We start from the raw sequence: 19027 nt of genomic DNA, 5'->3' as shown, positions 1-19027 counted from the left end.
AGTGTGGCTCAGAAAAAAGCACATGAAGTTGATCAGTTTCTAATGCGCTTTTCACGTGCTTTTCCTATTGTTCTCATTTATGGGCCAGATCGTGGTCTTATTTGTGAGCGTGCACAATGTTTTGCAAAACTTACACGGGTAGCAATAGAAGATCCATTTTCGACAATTCGTTTGGATGCTGCTGAAATTGATAAAGATCCTGCACGTTTAGAAAATGAAGCGCGTACGTTATCGCTTTTTGGGGGAGATCGTTTGATATGGATCTCTAATGCTGCTAACCAAAAAGGTTTTCTTGCTGCCTTAAAGCTTTTAATTGAGAAACCACCAGAAGCTTGTTTTATTCTCATTGAGGCAGGGGATTTAAAAAAAGGAACAGGGTTGCGCAATGCTGTTGAAACAGCATCAAAAGCGATGGCTTTGCCCTGTTTTGCCGATGATATGCGTTCTCTTGACGGTTTGATTGATGAGGTTTTAGGACAGTTTAAGAAGACTCTTTCTTTAGATGCACGTAGATGGTTGCATGAATGTTTAGGGGCGGATCGCCTTGTATCACGAGGTGAATTAGAAAAGCTTTGTCTTTACGCTGCAAATGTTCGTATTACTCTTGAAGATGTGAAAGCTGTTGTAAGCGATGTCAGTGCTCTTTCTCAAGATGAAGTCATTGATGCTCTTTTATTGGGCGATATATCAGGCTTTGAAGCGCATTTTAACCGACATGCAGCAGTGCAGGGGGCACTTTTTTTAATTTTGAGTACAGCTCAAAGGCATTTTCAGCAATTACAGCTATTGCGTTATCAGGTAGAGGTTGAAGGAAATTCACCTTTTACGGTGGTTTCTCAGGCACGTCCTCCCATTTTTTTTCAACGGAAAAAGATCGTTGAACAAGCTTTAAAATATTGGAAGTTAGAACAAATTTCTTATGCAATGGAAAGAATTCAGAGTGCTGTTTTAGACAGTCGTAAAAATCCACTTTTGGGCGAAGCTATCATTCGTCAAGTTTTGTTAGGGCTTACAATTATTGCACGACGCCAGATGGCAGCTTAACAGCCTAGAAATATAATGATTTTTTATTTTTGGTATACCACAGAGGTATTTTCAGTAATTAAAACTGTTATGCTATCAAGTAGAGGTTGAGGGAACTTGTATTTTTGAGGATGTATTTTAGGAGCTTGAAAGCTTGATAGAAATTTTTCTTCAAAAGAAATAGTTTATTTTCAAAAGGCCATTTTGAAACAGTTTTATTATTTTGTTGTGTCGTAAAATACTGTTTTTTAGGGTAGTGATACGAGGCCCATATCAAATTTTATGTGTTCGATGTTTTTTTGTGTGGGTATTTGGTGAATATTAGGTTGGTTCATAGAGTCTTAATGGAGTAACACCCCCGTGTAAAAAAGAGTATCTCAAACAACAGAAGACACTTGGATGGTAGATTCATACGCTTTCTTAGAAATATTTTTCAATGCGCGTCATATCTATTTTGCGGCGGTGTTTATGAATGGTGTAGAAGTAAAGTTCCTTGTGAAGAATATAAAACCCATAGAGCAACTCTATCTTTATGCTTAATAAAAGTGCAAGTCGACACTCATTATATACTTTGCTAGCCTCTAATGTTGCTACAGTTTTTAGCATTAGAAAGCGTTTTTCATCATTTTTGCTCACATGTCTTCTTGTGATGTGTAGACAAGAGATTTTAATTGATAAGAGGGTTTGTGATGGAAGAATTTTACAGTATTCGAAGTTATGATTCAAATTGAAAAAAGTATTATTTTTATAAATCAATGTATTATAGATTAATTGAATCACATAAAATAGTGAGCCAGAGGAATCTTTTAGACAAGAAAATGAATTATTTGCAGATTGGTATGAATTAAGAATCTTCGTGGGATGAGGAGAAAGTCAAAATAGATTATGATGAAAATGACAACACCTATGGGGAAACTTTTATGTTTGATATAGAGATGATTATCTTAGCAATGAATGTGTCTCATAAACAGAGCTAGCCATTGTTTATTATTAATAATTTATTATTTTTCATATTGAATCAATCAGAACAATGTCTTTTGCACGTCATAAGTGGGGGCGTGTGGATAAAAACTGTGCAAGAAAGCACTAAAATGCCTCTTATGAATGCTCTCAAATTCCAAGGTTTTTTGCAACATTGGGGGTAGGAAAATATAATGATAGTGTTTTATTAAGTGTGAAGAGGGTCGTGCTTAATAGATTTATAGTTATAACATTTACGAACACTGTCGTGAGATAGGCTAGAGAGCGAGATGCCTTTTTAAAACAAACGCATGAATTTGTAATCCAAATCTATTCTATTTAGGGCGTTCTGTTTTACGTGAGGGGTGTGATTCCATTAAAGGGATATTCGGTGTTTTTATTATCAAACTTTTTCTTTATTGAGAGGTCGTGTTTTTCTCATATTTATTTGATTTATGGTATCCGGAATCTGGAGAGGAAAATGTTTTTAATGGTATCTTTTGGTATGCGTTGTTTTACGGTGTTTTCAATATTCGCGAAACTTATGTTGTTGTTGTAGGTGGAGGCGTAATACGTTTTTATATAGGTCTGATGTACAAATTAATGAACGTATCGGGATAATTGGAGAAGAGCTAGTGTCTGCTTACGCTTTTGATGTGTTTTTTTGTGAGTAAAATTAGTAAGATAAAGTAAACTGATGGGATTTTATGTAGAGTCGTTGTTATCCTCATTGAGAGTGCATTTTATTTTGTTTCGGTGATGCGCTTTGATCAGTAATTAAGAGGGAGTTTTAGAGCGTGATGTTAGATTTCTCGTCATTTATTTTTTATGTGTTTTCTAGGTAAAGTGATCTGTTGTCAGCTTGCGCAGGTGATAATTGGTAAACTGCGTTATTCTTTATTCCCTAGTTGTCATTTTTTAATGTTTTACGCATAACTCTTGAACAAACAAACAAGAAAATTGTGATTTTACAATTAGTCTTTATTGCCATTTGCAAAGAATCTTTGAAGGTGAAAGATGCTCCATATTCAGTTTGAAAAAATAGCACTCATTGGGATCGGTCTGATTGGGTCTTCTTTAGCAAGAGTGATTAAAAAGAAAAATCTTGCGGCTCAGATTTCTATTGCAACACGTCGTCCAGAAACCCTGAAAAGAGCGCGTGAATTGGAGCTTGGGGACTTTTATACGACAGATAATACAAAAGCTGTTGAAGGAGCAGATTTGGTTATTCTTTCTGTTCCTGTTGGGGCTAGTGCAGAAGTGGCAAAAACCATTCGTGATCATTTAAAACTTGGAGCGATTGTGAGTGATGTTGGTTCTACGAAAGCGTTGGTTATTGCGGAAATGGCACCTTTATTGCCAAAAACGGTTCATTTTATTCCAGGGCATCCAATTGCTGGAACGGAATATTCAGGACCGGATGCTGGTTTTGCTGATTTATTTATGAATCGTTGGTGTATTTTAACGCCTTTTGCGGATAGCGATGCTGCTGCTGTCGCACAATTAACAGCGTTTTGGGAAGCTTGTGGTGCGCGTGTCGAAAAGATGGAACCTAAGCATCATGATCTTGTTTTGGCTATTGTTTCACATTTACCCCATTTGATTGCGTATAATACTGTTGGGACAGCGAGTGATTTAGAAAAAGTAACAAATTCGGAAGTAATTGCTTATTCCGCTTCCGGTTTTCGTGATTTTACGCGTTTAGCATCTTCTGATCCCGTTATGTGGCGAGATATTTGTTTGCATAATAAGGATGCTATTTTAGAAATGTTGAGCCGTTTTAGTGAGGGGCTTGCTTTTTTAGAACAGGCAATTCATTTAGGAGATGGTGAGACACTGTTTAACTTTTTTACACGTACGCGTGCTGTACGTCGCAATATTATTGATGCTGGACAGGAAATTGATGCTCCTGATTTTGGACGTCAGAGTGTTTCTAAAAAAGGGTGAATAAAAGCAAGGGGTTTTTGTTGAATTTCGTTGGTTTTTTCTAGAAATCGATAAGAAGTTTTTTCTTTATTCAGTCATAGATTGCAATAAAAAAGAGTGACGATTGCTCCGATACAGATAACCATGACTTTAAAAGGTTTTATGTGTGCACGATCATCTTGCTTAGCTCTCTATAGGGCATATAATGTACAGAAGAGGTTACTGATCTGTAGAAGTAACAAAAAAATGAGGTTGTTGTAGAACTTCATAGAGTGGGTTATTGTTTTTGTTTTGGTATAAAGTCGGGCTTGACCGTATTGATTATTGACCGTTATATTGCAACATTGCAAAATGTTTATTTGCAGAGCTTTGATGATTTTTATAAAACTTGAAATAGACTGAGGAAGAGTTTTACCAGAAAGTATTGAGTTTTGTTAAAAAATATCTTTTGGTATAGCTATCGTATTTTGGGTGACGCAGTAAGTCATTATTGGCGTGATAATGGGAGTGCTTTTGCAAGCCATGTTGCGCTATCGGGGCTTTTAGCATTTTTCCCTTTTTTTATTTTTGGAACATCGTTTGCTCGTTTTCTAGGTGCTTTTACCTATACACCGCAAAAAATTAAAGCACTGGTGCAGTTATTGCCTGATGTTATCGCAGAGCCTTTATCTCAGGAAATTGTCAATGTTTTAACCATTCATCGAGGAGGTGTGTTGACGCTTTCTGTCATTGGAGCGGCTTATTTTGCTTCTAATGGGATAGAGGCTTTGCGTACGGCTTTAAATAAAGCTTACCGTGTTACTGATCGACGGAGTTTGTTGTTTTGTCGTTTTCAAAGTCTGTTTTTTGTAATCCTTGGAGCTGTTGGTCTTGTTGTGATTAGCTTTTTATTGATTCTGGCGCCTTTGTTGATCAAAATTATGCAAAATCATTCTTTTTTTATGACTGAATATATTGCTGCTATTCGTGTATGGCGTTATACAGTTGCAATCATTATTTTGTTTATCAGTCTTTTGATTGTTCATAAATGGCTTCCAGCAGGGCGGCGGAAATTTATAGATATTTTACCAGGAATAGTGGTGACAATGTTTATATGGTTTATGGCTTCTATCGCTTTTGCGCAATATTTAACGATGTTTGATTATATTTCTACCTATGCAGGGTTGGCATCTATTATGGTTGCTATTATTTTTCTCTACATATTGAGTGCAATTTTTATTTTGGGAGGAGAAATAAACGCGGCGATAATGTTTTATCGCAAGGATTTGCAACATTCAGATGAATGAAAGAGTTTATTATTACTTGAAAGCCAAGGTATGAGTATCCCAATAAAGCCTGCTATCACTTTGTTGATTGATGCAGATGCTTGTCCCGTAAAAGATGAAGTTTATCGTGTGATGAATCGTTATCAGCTTAAGACATTTGTTGTGGCAAATCGTTCTTTGTCCCTTCCAGATGAAGCACTCATTGAAAGAGTGGTCGTTGCTGGTGAATTCAATGGTGCTGATGATTGGATCGTAGAACATGTGCATGAGGCAAGTATCGTTATTACCAGTGATATTCCTTTAGCAGCGCGGGTTGTGCAAGCTGGGGGTTTTTGTCTTTCGCCAACGGGGCGTATTTTTGATGTAAATTCAATTGGTCAGGCTTTGGCGATGCGCAATTTGATGGAAGATTTGCGTGGACAGGGTAGTATAATAGGTGGTCCCCGTCCTTTTTCTCGTAAAGACCGTTCTGCTTTTTTGTCAGCACTGGATCTTGTTATACAACGTTTAAAAAGACGCGGTTATTAAAGTTATAGGGCTTCTTTAATGATTGCTTTTATAAGTGCTTTGGCATCGTCATTGGCCCATGGAGCTGCACCATTGAAAGAAGCAAAGAGATATCCTTCTTTATCAATGAGCAATGTAATGGGGAGTCCTAAAGCGAGTCCCTGTTTTCTAACATTGTTGAAAATATCCATTGTTTCATCGCGATAGTAAAGCAAATTATCTGAATGAAGATTCTGTAAAAATTGCTGAATTTTTTCAGGAGAAGCAGTTTTATCGATATTAATAGCTATGACATCAAAGTTTTCTCCACCTAATTCACGTTTTAATTGCGCAAGTTCAGGCATTTCTGTGCGGCAAGGTGCACACCAAATAGCCCATAGATTGACCAGCATTGGTTTTCCGGTAAATTCGCTGAGTGTGCGCTCTTTTCCTTGAATATCCTTGAAAGATAGTTTGTTCATATCTGAGAGCGTATCAGCAAATCGTATGTGGCTAAAAAAGCCTTTTGCTGCTTTTCGTATCGCCATAATTTTTTCTGCTCGTGCTTTATTAATGTTTATTTCTTGTGCTTGTGCTGCTGAAATGAAATTGAAAAGAAAAAACTCTCTTTTGGTATCGTAGTTTATGGTTGCGTATAAACTCAGTGCAATGATAAAGAATGCAAGGGAGAGTTGCCTTTTTTTATTGTTTTTTTCGCTGATGAAAATTTGAAAAATCATAATTTTGTCCTTTGGATGGGTGTTTTCAGAATATGACAGATGAGAAGTTAAAGAACCAAATGTGGGGTGGTCGGTTTGCGGCAGGTCCTGCTGCAATTATGGAAGAAATTAATGCCTCTATTGATTTTGATCAAAAACTTTATCGACAAGATATTGAAGGTTCTCTTTCTCATGCAGCTATGTTAGCGCAAACGAAAATCATTTCACAATCAGATTATGAAAAAATTGTTCATGGTTTGAAACTTATTCGCCAAGAAATTGAAGACGGTAAATTTGTTTTTTCACGAAAGCTTGAAGATATTCATATGAATATTGAAGCGCGGTTGAGTGCGTTGATTGGTCCTGCAGCAGGACGTTTGCATACGGCGCGTTCACGCAATGATCAAGTTGCTGTTGATTTTCGCTTGTGGGTACGTGAAGCAACGCAAAAAATAGCACAAGCTTTAAAAGGATTGATAGAGCAATTACTTATTCGCGCAGAACAACATGTTGATACCTTTATGCCAGGCTTTACGCATTTACAATTGGCTCAACCCGTAACATTGGGTCATTATATGATGGCTTATGTTGAAATGTTTGGTCGAGATTTATCGCGGATGCGTGATGCTGTTGAGCGAATGAATGAATCGCCTTTAGGGGCGGCTGCTTTAGCGGGGACAGGCTTTCCAATTGACCGTTTTATGACAGCAAAAGCGCTAGGCTTTCGGGAACCTACACGCAATTCAATTGATAGTGTTTCAGATCGTGACTTTGCATTGGAATTTTTAAGCGCTGGCGCTCTTTGTGCAACACATCTTTCGCGATTGGCGGAAGAAATTGTCCTTTGGTCAAGTGCACAGTTTTGTTTTATTCATTTATCAGATGCTTTTTCAACAGGGTCTTCCATTATGCCACAAAAGAGAAATCCTGATGCGGCAGAGTTAGTACGAGCGAAAGCAGGTCGATTGAATGGTGCACTTATGGGATTGTTAACGGTGATGAAAGGATTACCGCTTGCTTATTCAAAGGATATGCAAGAAGATAAGGAATATGTGTTTGATGGGGCTTTGAGTTTGGAATTATCACTAGCAGCAATGACAGGGATGATTGCTGATTTGAAAGTGAGTAAAAAAGCCATGAAACAAGCAGCGGATTTAGGGTATGCAACAGCTACAGATTTTGCGGATTGGCTTGTACGCAATTTAGGGATTCCTTTTCGCAAAGCACATCACATCACAGGGTGTGCTGTGGCATTGGCAGAAAAAAAACAGTGTCGCCTTCATGATTTATCATTAGATGAACTTCAAGCAATTTGTCCTGATATCAATGCGACACTTTTTGATGTTTTGACCGTTGAAAAATCTGTTGAAAGTCGTAAAAGCTTTGGAGGAACAGCGCCTTCAGAGGTTCTTCGGCAAATTGCGTATTGGAAAAAGCGTCTCGTGAGCGCTTGAGTGATTGTATTTTAAAGGTAAAAAAGAAATCGAGATGAGGAAAGAGGACAAATGAAAATTATATTAAAGGGGTTGGTGATTGTCCTTTTGGGGGGCTTGGGTATTGTTGGGTGTGGGCGTAAAGGGTCATTAGAGTTACCTCCTTCAACAGGAGTGAATTCTTCACAAGGAACTTTTGTTTCTCAAGGCAAAACAGATAAACCTTTTATTCTTGATCGGTTAATACAATAGGAATTTTTATGCGTTTTTTTTCTTATCATCAGGGTGTGCTTCACGCTGAAGGTCTTTCTCTTTTGGAACTTGCGCGGGAAGTTAGAACACCTTTTTATTGTTATTCAGCTAGCGCAATCGTTGCACATTTTAAAGATTATCAGAATGCATTCCATGATATGCCGAGTTTAATTGCTTATGCGGTTAAAGCGAATTCCAATCAAGCAGTTTTACAACTTTTAGCTAACAATGGAGCGGGAGCTGATGTGGTCTCAGAAGGGGAATTACGGCGTGCACTTGCTGTTGGTATTCCTGCGCAGAATATTGTTTATTCTGGTGTTGGTAAAACAGTGAGAGAAATAGATTTTGCTCTTGCACAAGATATTTATTGTTTTAACGTTGAATCAGAGCCAGAACTTGAACAATTATCGGCGCGGGCTGCTGCGCTTTCAAAAACGGCTCGTATTTCTTTACGCATTAATCCTGATGTGGATGCTAAGACTCACAAGAAAATTACAACAGGTAAGTCTGAGAATAAATTTGGTATTCCACTGTCTTTGGCGGGTGATGCATATAAAAAAGCAGCCCAATTGCCCGGTCTTCATGTGTGTGGTGTTGATCTCCATATTGGCAGTCAAATTTGTGATTTAAAACCGTTTGAAGATGCATTTGTTATTGTTGCAGATTTTGTGCGTCAATTATGGAATAATGGTTATGCGATAACCCATATCGATATTGGGGGTGGGCTTGGTATTCCTTATGGTTATGAGCAGCATCCAGTACCTTCTCCTTTTGAGTATGCAGCACTGGTAAAGAAACATATTGCGCCTTTAGGGATCAATATTATCCTAGAACCTGGGCGTAGTATTGTTGGTGAAGCCGGTGTATTGGTAACATCGGTTGTGTATTTAAAAAAGGGGGAAGGACGAAATTTTGTTATTGTTGATGCGGCGATGAATGATTTCATGCGTCCAACGCTTTATGATGCGTGGCAAAATGTAATGCCAGTGAAAAAAACACCAGTAGATGCCCCTCTGATTAATGCTGATATTGTTGGTCCTATTTGTGAAACTGGTGATTATTTAGGCTTGGAACGTTCTTTACCAGTGTTGAAAGCGGGTGATGTTTTGATGTTAACAGGAGCAGGGGCTTATGGCGCAGTGATGGCAAGCACTTATAATAGTCGACTTTTGGTGCCGGAAGTTCTGGTTCAGGATACGCGTTATGCAGTCATTCGTCCACGCCTTGATTATGCACAATTGATAGGCTGTGATCATATTCCAGATTGGATTGAGCCCAAATTAGATTGAGCATTATTAAATATTTTGGGTCTTATTTTTACTAAACTTTGATGAAACAATTTATTTTCTAGAAATTGTTTTGTATGGGGTTTATGATCTTAATGCACCACGATAAAAGGGGATAAATGCTTGTTTATGAAAAATAAAAACATCAAAGGTTTTGCAATGAAGCTTTTGTGTGTGCGCATTTTGATGTGGGGGATCCTTTCATTTGAACGGATGTGGGTACGGTTGTTGCCATTTTTCCTCGTTCTTAGTCTCTTTTGTTCGTTTAGCTGGTTGGGACTTTTTGGTATTTGGGGCTATTGGTCACATTTGCTCTTACTTGGGGTTATACTTATTTGTGCTGGGGCGAGTTTATTTTTTCTTATTCGTTTTCGGTTTCCCACAATGCGGGAAGTAAATTGCCGCCTTGAACGCGTCAATGATCTTAGACATCAGCCTTTGAATATTCAGACAGATCGTTTATGTTCTGAAAATGATGAAGATTTTAGTGCTGTTATTTGGCGTGAACATCAACGCCGAATGGCAAAGCAATTATACCATTTAAAAACGGGATTTATCTCTCTTAATAGTGCGGATTATGATCCTTTGGCTTTAAGGGCTTTGTGTGCTCTTCTTTTTGTGTGCGCTTTTAGTTTTTCTTTTGGTTCACAAGGGGGGCGTTTGGCTGATGCCTTTGATTTTCGTCCTGTCGTTGATGAAAAACTCATGCGGATTGATGCTTGGGTAACACCACCTGCTTATACCGGTGTGGCACCGATTTATTTGACAAAAGATGAGAAAACACAACTAGAAATCCCTGAAGGGAGTAATGTTGTTGTGCGTGTTGTCAATGGGGCTGGCATTACAGTAAAAGCAAAGTCTGTAGAAGATGGGAGGGAAGTTTCGTTTTCAGAGAAAACGGAACAAACAGCTTTGAATGATCCAATTGTTCATTTTGAAACACATTTAAAGCATTCAATAAATTTATTTGTATCATCACGTCGTAAAAAACAGCAATGGCATTTGCAGATAATTAAGGACACGCTTCCAACAATTCATTGGTTGGAAAAACCAGGGAGGATTTTAACAGGATCATTGGAGTTACGATATGTGGTGGATGATGATTATGGTGTGACAAAGGCTTTTGTTGAAATAGAGCCTTTTCTTCCTCAGAATAAAAGTGCTTCTTCTCTTTATAATGCTCCGGAAATAGAGCTTCTTCTTCCGCGTGGTGGAAAGGGGAAAATGCGAATGGTGCAGGATATATCAGCGCATCCATGGGCGGGTTCGCAAGTCAAAATTACTTTGGTGGCAGAAGATGGTGCGGGGCAGAAAGGGCGTAGCAAAACTTTTGTTATGATATTACCACAGTGTGTTTTTTCGAATCCTGTTGCACGCGCAGTGGTTGAACTGCGTCGTTTATTAGCTCTTAATCCTTTAGCGCGAGAGCGGGTACTTGATATGCTTTCTGCTTTGCTTGTGCGTCCAGAAAAGGGGTTGCAAAATGCATCGCATTTTATTGTTCTACAAAGTGCGTGGACAAGACTTTCTTTAGCACAAACAGACGAGGATTTGCGCGATGTGGTGGATTATTTATGGCAAATTGCTTTGGGTATTGAAGGCAATCAACTTGAATCCGTGCAAAAAAAGTTAAAACAAGCACAAGCTGCTTTACGTGATGCATTGCGTTACGGTGCTTCAGCGGCAGAAATTGAACGGCTTATGGCAGATTTACGTCAAGCTATGGATGAGTATATTCGTGCTTTGGCTGAAAAAGCACCGGATAGTCAAGTTTCTAAAAATTCTAAAAGCTCAAAAAGTTCTAATCTTTCTGAAGCTACATTACAAGAAAAGCTAAATTTAATTGAGGAAATGGCTAAAACAGGCTCTTCTTTAGCAGCTGAACAACTCTTGGCGGAAGTTGAACAGACGCTTGATCATTTGCATGTGCAAAAAGGCAATCAAAATGAGGGAGAAAAAAGCCAATCTGCACAAATGAAAGAAAAGATGGACCAGCTTGGAGATTTAATGCGTCGTCAGCAAGAAATTCTCAATGAAACACATCAGTTAGAGATGGAACAAAAACGCGGAGAAAATGTACCGGAAACACAAAAAAAATCTTTAAAAAAACGTCAAGCTGAATTGCAATCTGAATTATCAACATTAGAAAAAGAATTATCAGAACGAGGATTTGAAACAGGGGGCGCATTGAAAAGGGCAGAAGAAAAAATGAATTCTGCGGAAAATGCGCTTGATAATGGAAATCATCAGGTATCTATACAAAATCAGTCTGATGCTTTGGAATCTTTGAGGCAAGGTGCACAAAATGTTTTGAAAAAAATGCGCGAAACACTTAAAGAAACGGGAGATGAGCAAAATGCTGATTCTGGTCCTAAAGATCCGTTAGGGCGTCCACTTTCTTCAAAAACAGATGAAGAACAAGAAGGCGAGGCACTACCACAAGAAAGTGATCAAATGCGTACGCGGCAGATTTTGGATGAAATTCGCAAACGTCTTGGTAAAGAGCATCTTTCAGAAGAAGAAAAAAACTATCTTGAAAGATTGCTTCATTTTAATTAACCAGTGTTGGTTTTTTTCTTAATTGATGTCAAAAACAGTGTATGAAGAATCTCTATGGGGTTTATCTCCAAAAAAATGATTAAAGTGCTTGTAAGGCAATAATCATCCTGTTGTACTGATTTTTTAATCATTTAAGTTTAAAATATGCAATATTGAAATGTTCGCTATTGCGGAAAAAAAGCAGAAGTCCATATAGGTTTGGTATATGAAAATCTGTAATGTTTGAAATTTGTTTCTACATGGTATGTTGAGTTGGATATCGTTACGCTGAAAGATTTTTATGCTTCTGCACTTGGACTACGTGTGCAAAAGACGCTGTGTGACCAATTGAATTTATGGTGGCCTGATCTTACGGATAAACGGATTATGGGATTGGGTTATGCACTTCCTTATCTTTCTACATTGCGTGAACGTGCCCAACAATGTTTTGCTTTTATGCCTGCTGCTCAGGGTGTTTCGCCTTGGCCTTGTTCTGAGCAAGTTGCTACAGCGCTTGTTTTTGAAGAAGATTTGCCGCTTCCTGATGCGTCAGTTGACTGTATTTTATTAGTACATGCATTAGAATATACAGAAAATTCATTTGAAACGTTGAATGAAATATGGCGTGTTTTAGCACCTAATGGCCACTTGATCGTTATTGTACCTAATCGCTCTGGCTTTTGGGCGCGCAATATTACTACACCCTTTGGTTATGGCGAACCCTATAGTCGGCAACAAATTACTCGTTTGTTCGAAAAAACAAATTTTGTTTCTGGGCCAATACAAGAAATTGTACACTATATGCCCTCTACGGGGTATTTTTCGCGGTTGTTCTCATTTTTTTACGAGCCATTTGCTCGCTATCTTTTGCCTTATTTTGGTGGACTCTTAATGTGTCAGGCACAAAAACGTGTTTATCAGGGTTTGCTCGTACAGCGTCGTCAGTCGCGACGTATTTTTATTCCTGCTTTATCGCCACAGACAAGAAATATTTTAATTTATAAAGATAATTAATCATTTTGTCATTGTCATAAGAACCGCAAGTATAGAAGGATTCTCTTATTTCAATTTTTTGCATTTACAGTTTAAAAATATTCTTTTGTACATTAATATGTGGAATTGGTATGTGAATAAAAATCTCAAGTATCTATATACCGAACCATATTTCATGAATAGTGGAAACATTTTAAAAGAAAAAAATACTGGTATCTTCGTAAAAATAGCAGAGATCCAAGGGATCTTGCATAATATGGTTTATGGTGGTTAAAAACTGTACAAGGAAGGATTAAAATGCTTCTTATGAACCATCTCAAGTATCAAGGGCTCCTCTGCAACATCTAGATCTAACATAAGTGTGTGATGGTGCTGGCTTATTCTTTTATAAACGTAAAGATGGTGGTGCTCAGTGGCTTTATCGTTAGGATAAACATTTAGCGTTATATCATTAATTATATAACCTCTTAAGAGGAGATAAAATCATAAAGAATAGAAGAAAATTATAAAGATAAAAAACATCTCTCAATTTAGGCTAGTGAATGTGAGATAAAGCAGTGCGTGGAGCGGTTTTTCTGAAAAAATAATCATAAATAGCACTCATCTAAAGATGATAGTTATGATCAAGAATGTTGCTAAAAGATATCACGATTATTTATATGCGAAACATATTAAAAACTTTAGAAAGAACAAAAGCATGTGAAACAGAAGTTACAAAGTATATCGTGAGGGTTGAAAGCATTTTTGTTTTTGGTTCTCATGTTGGAATATTTCGTTTTTTATTCATAATGTTATATATTTTGTCATAAGAGTACAGATAAGAGTAAGTTCTATGTATATGTAATAGCATTCGAATTATACGTGAAGTTTTTTCATCTCGTTTCTGTTTTCATTTAGGATATTAAAATTATTTTTGAAACAGAAAATCTCGAATTAAAGATTTAAACGGTAACCATTTTGATCTGTTATGAGAATTTGCGCATTGGACGGATCGTTTTCGATTTTTTGTCGCAAACGATAGATATGGGTTTCTAAAGTATGGGTGATAATATTTTCATTATATCCCCAAACTTGTTCTAACAATGTTTCACGGCTGACAATTTTATCATTGGCATGATAGAGACATTTAAGGATCGCTGCTTCTTTTTCTGTGAGACAGATTTTATTGTTGCATTGATCAAGAAGAAGTTTTTGTCTTAGTTTAAAAGTATAGGGACCAATATGAAAGGTTGCGTCTTCATTTTGTTCATATTGGCGCAACTGTGCCCGAATTCTCGCTAATAGCACCGCAAAGCGAAAGGGTTTTGTTACATAATCATTGGCGCCTGTTTCAAGATCTAAAATATTATCACAGTCTGTATCATAATTTGTTATCATGATAATGGGGGCACGAAATCCTTGGGTGCGTAATTGTTTAACGGCTTTGTAGCCATCAAGATCAGGAAGTTGAAATCCCAAAATAGTGAGATCAATATTTTCTTCTTGGATTATTCTCATTCCCGCTTCTGCTGTTTTTGCTTGGAAAATTTTAAACTCTTGATGCATTTGAAATTGTTCTACTAAAATGGGGCGTAGATCATCGTCTTCAACGATTAAAAGAGTATAGTGGTTCATGTTTTTCCTTATAGGCATGTTGATGCACTGATTGATATAGTTTCATGAAAAATGAGATTTCATGCAAGAAAAATTAAAAGAGGAAAATTAAAAAAGAACGCTTCTAAAAAATAAACTTTTATAATTTCTAATGGTTGCTTGCTGAAAAGAAGGTATTCCGTCTGCAGAGTATTTTACGTATTGGTTGGAAGCGTTTTTTATGTTCTAGAACGTGTTTTAGCTATTGAGTGTCATTATCTTTACGCTTATGGAGAAACAAGCTAGCACTATCATTCACTTTGCCAGCTCGTGGGTGTTGCGGACAGTCCTTGGCACTTGAGACGATTCATAGGAGGAATTTTTAGTGCTTTCTTTCACGTTTTTTATCTATATGGGACTTTCTCCGCTTAGAATGTGCAAGCAAATAGCTTTTGATTGATTCAATATAAAACAGGTTGGGAATGAGAGAATCCTGCGGTATGAGGCGCACTCGTCCAACATGCAAAACAATAAACACGCAATATGATTCGTTTTTTAAGTGTGAAGAGAATTGTGCAACACCTAGCACATATGCACTGTTTAGGAGAATTTCACGATCATTTTTATTGTTTTTTATCCACGTTCAGTTTTGTTTTTTCGTTGCATTTGTGTGCGAAGGGGGCTGTGTGTTATGTTCGTGGTGTTGCTTATTATAATTGTTGAGTAAGCCTTGCCTTTAGCAATGCCGAAAAGATGCATCATAAAGAGGTTTTTTGTGTAATTTGGAAGGAGACTGTATTGAGAAAGAGTGCAGGATAAAAAATGACAAAGAAAAATATCATATTTATGCATTTAGCATGAGAATACCTCAACAGAAGGATGTGTTGAGCTTATTCTTCTGCGCTATGAAGCATCTTTTTATATGAGTTAATGAATAAAAATTATTGTTTTAAGATAAAAGCATTTCCTCCTTAAGGTTGCCCATTAAACAGACTTCTTTCCATTCATCTTCTGTTACGGGTTGCACTGATAAGCGGCTGGCTTTGACCAGCACCATATTTGCTAGTTTGGGATTGGCTTTAATTTGTTTTAATGAAACAGGTGTTGGCATGTCACAAAGTGCACGGATGTCCACACATTCCCAGCGTGGATCAGAGCTTGTAGAATCAGGGTGCGCTTCAGCACATATTTCTACAATTCCTACAATTTCTAAACCTTTATTTGAATGATAAAAAAAACCTTTATCACCATATTTCATAGCGCGCATATTGTTACGGGCTTGATAATTGCGTACACTATCCCATTGTTCGCCATCAGCTCCTTTTTTCTTTTGCATCTCCCATGACCATTTATGGGGTTCAGATTTAAAAAGCCAATAAGCCATGAGTTCTCCTTTTTCATAGACTGTTATGCATTTTTATAAGCATCTTTGTAATACCATCAACGATGATTTTTAAAATGGGGTAAAGAACGACTATTATCTATTTTTTCTTGTTTCAAAATAATGTGTAGTAGAGAGACACGCTCCATTGATATTTCATGTTGTATAAAAGTATTTTGCTCTTTGCTTATCTTTTCAGCTATGGTTTGAAATGCGGTTACTATAAGAGTTTGTTGGAAAAAATTAAGAAAATTGGTTCTAAAAAGCTTTAAGATTACAATGACAATGAAACGAATAAATGATCAAAGATGATGAGGTCAACGAATGGCATTCATATCTATGCTTCGTGGGAGAGAGTAGATCTTATTATGCTGTAAAATACCGTCATTTGAAGTGTAATGATATAAGGCAGTTTTTTGAAACATGAAGTTTTTAAGAATGTGTGGTGAATATTTAGGTTTACGTGTCGATCTTTGGGTTAAGTGAATTGTGTTAGTGGGAAGCAGGTGGAATCTGCTCGATAGAGAATTCGGACTATCTATAGACCGGATTGAGTAGAAATCTTCGTTCTTTAAGATGTGTGTAGGACGTCAATTTTATTATGCTTTTGTTCCACGGCGTCCCATCCCGATCAAGGGCGGGGCTTTTTCATCTAATGGCCAGCGTGAGCGGGGTGCAATGTCAAGAGAGTTTGTTTCTCCTCGTACGAGTTTTTGTGCACCGGCAAAAGCAATCATTGCAGCATTATCGGTACACAAGGAAAGAGGAGGGGCTATAAATTCAAAACCATGTTGATGGGCAAGTTCTTGCAACTTAGAGCGAATGGCTTGGTTTGCGGCAACACCGCCTGCGACAACCAAAGCAGGAGAACGCTTTTCTTGATCATGAGAGAGAGGATATTGGTGGGCAAAGTGTTGTAGGGCTAGGTGAATACGATCATGTATTGTATCGGTCACGGCGGCTTGAAAACTTGCGGCAATGTCAGCAATATCATTTTCTGTAAGGGGAGCTATGGCTGTTGCGGCTTGTCGAACAGCAGTTTTGAGTCCTGAAAAAGAAAAGTCTAACCGTTTTTCACCTTTTAAAGGTCGTGGAAGAGGGATGCGATTTTTATCACCAAATAAAGCTGCTTTTTCAAGTGCTGGTCCACCAGGATAAGGAAGACCTAAAAGTTTTGCTGTTTTATCAAAGGCTTCTCCTAATGCATCATCAATGGTGGTTCCTAAACGCTGGTAGTTACCTACTCCATGAACAAGGATTGTTTGTGTATGGCCACCTGAAACTAAAAGTAATAAATAAGGAAAGTTGACATTGTGCGTCAACACGGCTGTTAAAGCATGTCCCTCTAAGTGATTTACGGCAATAAATGGTTTTCCAGTAGCAAGAGAGAGTGCTTTTGCGCTCATAACCCCTACCAACAATCCTCCTATCAAACCAGGTCCACTGGTGGCTGCAATGCCATCAATATCTTTTAATTTTGTGTTTGCTTCTGTTAGTGCTTGTAGAATTAAATGATCAAGAACTTCAACATGGGCACGAGCAGCAATTTCAGGAACAACACCGCCGTAAGGTGCATGGTGATCAATTTGACTCCAAACAACATTGGAAAGAATTCGACTGTTTGCTTCATTGTTATATTCAATGACAGCCGCTGCCGTTTCATCACAACTTGTTTCTATTCCCAGCAGACGCATTTTAAACAAAACCTTATATTGAAGCTTCTTTCCTGCGTGCGTACCATGAACAGAAAAAGATGCAAAGTATTTCTCTTAGAATTGTTTTTTCTATGAAAAATATGTGTTTTGGCATTTTCTTTGAATTTTATGATATCGTTGATTAAAAAATAAAGCTGTATTTTCGAGTATAAAATGCAATTTTTTTTAAAACTTGTCTATTAAAGGCGATAATTGTAAATATTATTGAGAAAAGCTGCATTTTTAAAACTTTTTTCATTTTATTATTTTATCATTAAAAAAAGTGTGCACGAAAAGTGACAGAGATGGTCGATTCTTCAAAACCAAAAGTTAAACCACATTATGTTGGTACGCGCCGTAAGAAACCAGTTATTGAACATGAAGCTGTTCCCCATGATTCAGAGGAAAAAATCCATAATTCTGTAGAAGCTCAGGCGCGAGAAAAACAGAATATGCAAGGTCAGGATAAAAGTATCTCTAGTACAACTTGGCTTTTCTTATCCCTTTCTGGGATTTTGGGGGGATTCATTGCTTTGGGAATTTTTATGGGGCTTCAATGGGCTGGTTTTTTTCCTTCTCCTTTTGTGGAAAATTCTGCTGGAGGAGAAAAAGCGTTGCAGATTGCTGAAGCCGCAAAAAGTCAAGGTGAAGACACAAAGGAACAATTGAGGCGGGTCTTTCAAGAAATTGATACGTTAAAAACAGAGTTTTCTTCTTTTCCATCACAACAGTTTAAAACAACGAAAAATGATGAACTATCGAAAGAAGAAAGCAAAAAAGCTTTTGCGATTTTAGAGGAAAAAGTAAAAGCTCTTGAAGAAACTGTACAAACTTTTGTTAGAAAGTCGAAAGATATAGAGACGGCTTTGTCTGTTGGGCAGAGCAATGCAAATAATTTTTCTGCGTTAAAACAACAGTTAGAAGCACTACAGGAAGAAACTGCTGTTAAAAATAGTGAGAAAAAAGAAATAGATACCGCGCTCTTTACTGCAATTAGTTCATTAAAAAATGCTGTAGAGCGTGGTGGATCTTATAATAATGAATTAAAGCTGTTGCGGCAATTATCGCCTTCGATTAATGGACTTGATGTGTTGCAAAAAACAGCTACTGTGGGTCTTCCAAGTTCAGTACAACTTTCAGTTGATTTTGCTCATGTTGCTGATGCAATTGTTGGTACGCAAAATCTTGTTGCGTCAGATGCTGGTTTTTTTGACCGAATTTTAGCGTGGATAAAAGGGCTCATTGTTTCGCGACCGATTGGAAATGTTGAAGGGACAACGCTGGGGGCTATTGCGGCACGCATGGAAGTTGCCATTCAAGCTGGTGATTACGAAAAGGCTTTGAGCGAATGGCAATCATTGCCCCAAAGTGCAAAAGATGTTTCAATGGATTTTGTTAAGCAGCTTGAAAGACATATTGCTATTCAACAGTTGTTGCAGCAATTGTTATTGTCTGTGCAACAAGGATCTTTTAAAGCAACAAAGATGTAAATAGGTCCA

Annotated in this window: 14 protein-coding genes; 10 read left to right on the top strand and 4 right to left on the bottom strand. The window is 37.5% G+C overall.

Translation table 11 applies throughout. From position 1 onward, the window contains the following. Nucleotides 1-3 precede the first annotated feature (3 nt). The 4 genes from holA to ACFIJW_RS05775 all read left to right on the top strand — a co-directional run bounded on the left by holA (nt 4) and on the right by ACFIJW_RS05775 (nt 5702). A complete protein-coding gene (gene holA, locus ACFIJW_RS05790) occupies nt 4-1044 on the top strand; it encodes a DNA polymerase III subunit delta (protein WP_375633607.1) in 1041 nt (346 codons plus the stop codon). A gap of 1956 nt (nt 1045-3000) precedes the next feature. Further along, the gene (locus tag ACFIJW_RS05785; RefSeq protein ID WP_375633606.1) at nt 3001-3930 is read left to right on the top strand and encodes a prephenate/arogenate dehydrogenase family protein; all 930 of its coding nucleotides are present in this window, start codon (nt 3001-3003) and stop codon (nt 3928-3930) included. A gap of 410 nt (nt 3931-4340) precedes the next feature. After that, entirely contained in the window at nt 4341-5195 is an 855-nt protein-coding gene (locus ACFIJW_RS05780) for a YihY/virulence factor BrkB family protein (protein WP_375633605.1), read from the top strand. Between the two features lie 30 nt (nt 5196-5225). Then, nucleotides 5226-5702 (top strand): YaiI/YqxD family protein, encoded by a 477-nt coding sequence (locus tag ACFIJW_RS05775; RefSeq protein WP_375618336.1) that lies wholly within the window; start codon nt 5226-5228, stop codon nt 5700-5702. Between the two features lie 2 nt (nt 5703-5704). Here the strand turns inward: ACFIJW_RS05775 and ACFIJW_RS05770 are convergent, their stop codons facing one another. Continuing rightward, nucleotides 5705-6400, bottom strand: a complete 696-nt coding sequence (locus ACFIJW_RS05770; protein ID WP_375633604.1) for a TlpA disulfide reductase family protein — start codon at nt 6398-6400, stop codon at nt 5705-5707. A 32-nt stretch (nt 6401-6432) separates the two neighbouring features. On the opposite strand from ACFIJW_RS05770, the gene argH reads away from it, so the two are divergent. The 5 genes from argH to ACFIJW_RS05745 all read left to right on the top strand — a co-directional run bounded on the left by argH (nt 6433) and on the right by ACFIJW_RS05745 (nt 12902). Then, nucleotides 6433-7833: an argininosuccinate lyase gene (gene argH, locus ACFIJW_RS05765; RefSeq protein WP_375633603.1), complete on the top strand. Its 1401-nt coding sequence runs from the start codon at nt 6433-6435 to the stop codon at nt 7831-7833. 51 nt (nt 7834-7884) lie between these two features. Further along, nucleotides 7885-8064 (top strand): LPS translocon maturation chaperone LptM, encoded by a 180-nt coding sequence (locus ACFIJW_RS05760; RefSeq protein ID WP_375618333.1) that lies wholly within the window; start codon nt 7885-7887, stop codon nt 8062-8064. A gap of 8 nt (nt 8065-8072) precedes the next feature. Further along, nucleotides 8073-9353, top strand: coding sequence for a diaminopimelate decarboxylase (gene lysA / locus ACFIJW_RS05755; protein WP_375633602.1), 1281 nt, complete (start codon nt 8073-8075; stop codon nt 9351-9353). Nucleotides 9354-9479: 126 nt separating this feature from the next. Beyond that, a complete protein-coding gene (locus ACFIJW_RS05750; RefSeq protein WP_375633601.1) occupies nt 9480-11909 on the top strand; it encodes a TIGR02302 family protein in 2430 nt (809 codons plus the stop codon). A gap of 222 nt (nt 11910-12131) precedes the next feature. After that, complete coding sequence (locus ACFIJW_RS05745; RefSeq protein ID WP_375632423.1) at nt 12132-12902, top strand: class I SAM-dependent methyltransferase; 771 nt, start codon at nt 12132-12134, stop codon at nt 12900-12902. Between the two features lie 912 nt (nt 12903-13814). Here the strand turns inward: ACFIJW_RS05745 and ACFIJW_RS05740 are convergent. The 3 genes from ACFIJW_RS05740 to tsaD form a co-directional block, all read right to left on the bottom strand. Beyond that, entirely contained in the window at nt 13815-14495 is a 681-nt protein-coding gene (locus tag ACFIJW_RS05740) for a response regulator transcription factor (protein WP_375633600.1), read from the bottom strand. Between the two features lie 907 nt (nt 14496-15402). Beyond that, complete coding sequence (locus ACFIJW_RS05735) at nt 15403-15837, bottom strand: EVE domain-containing protein (RefSeq protein WP_375633599.1); 435 nt, start codon at nt 15835-15837, stop codon at nt 15403-15405. A gap of 596 nt (nt 15838-16433) precedes the next feature. Next, nucleotides 16434-17528 carry a tRNA (adenosine(37)-N6)-threonylcarbamoyltransferase complex transferase subunit TsaD gene (gene tsaD, locus ACFIJW_RS05730; RefSeq protein ID WP_375633598.1) on the bottom strand — a complete coding sequence of 365 codons (1095 nt, stop codon included), beginning with the start codon at nt 17526-17528 and terminating at the stop codon, nt 16434-16436. Nucleotides 17529-17833: 305 nt separating this feature from the next. Here tsaD and ACFIJW_RS05725 point away from each other — a divergent pair, with 305 nt between their 5' ends. Continuing rightward, a complete protein-coding gene (locus ACFIJW_RS05725; protein WP_375633597.1) occupies nt 17834-19018 on the top strand; it encodes a COG4223 family protein in 1185 nt (394 codons plus the stop codon). The last annotated feature ends 9 nt before the right edge of the window (nt 19019-19027 follow it).

The sequence above is a fragment of the Bartonella sp. MM97QHHN genome, assembly GCF_042194285.1.
GTDB lineage: Bacteria > Pseudomonadota > Alphaproteobacteria > Rhizobiales > Rhizobiaceae > Bartonella.
This window is presented reverse-complemented; position numbering and strand designations above follow the sequence as displayed.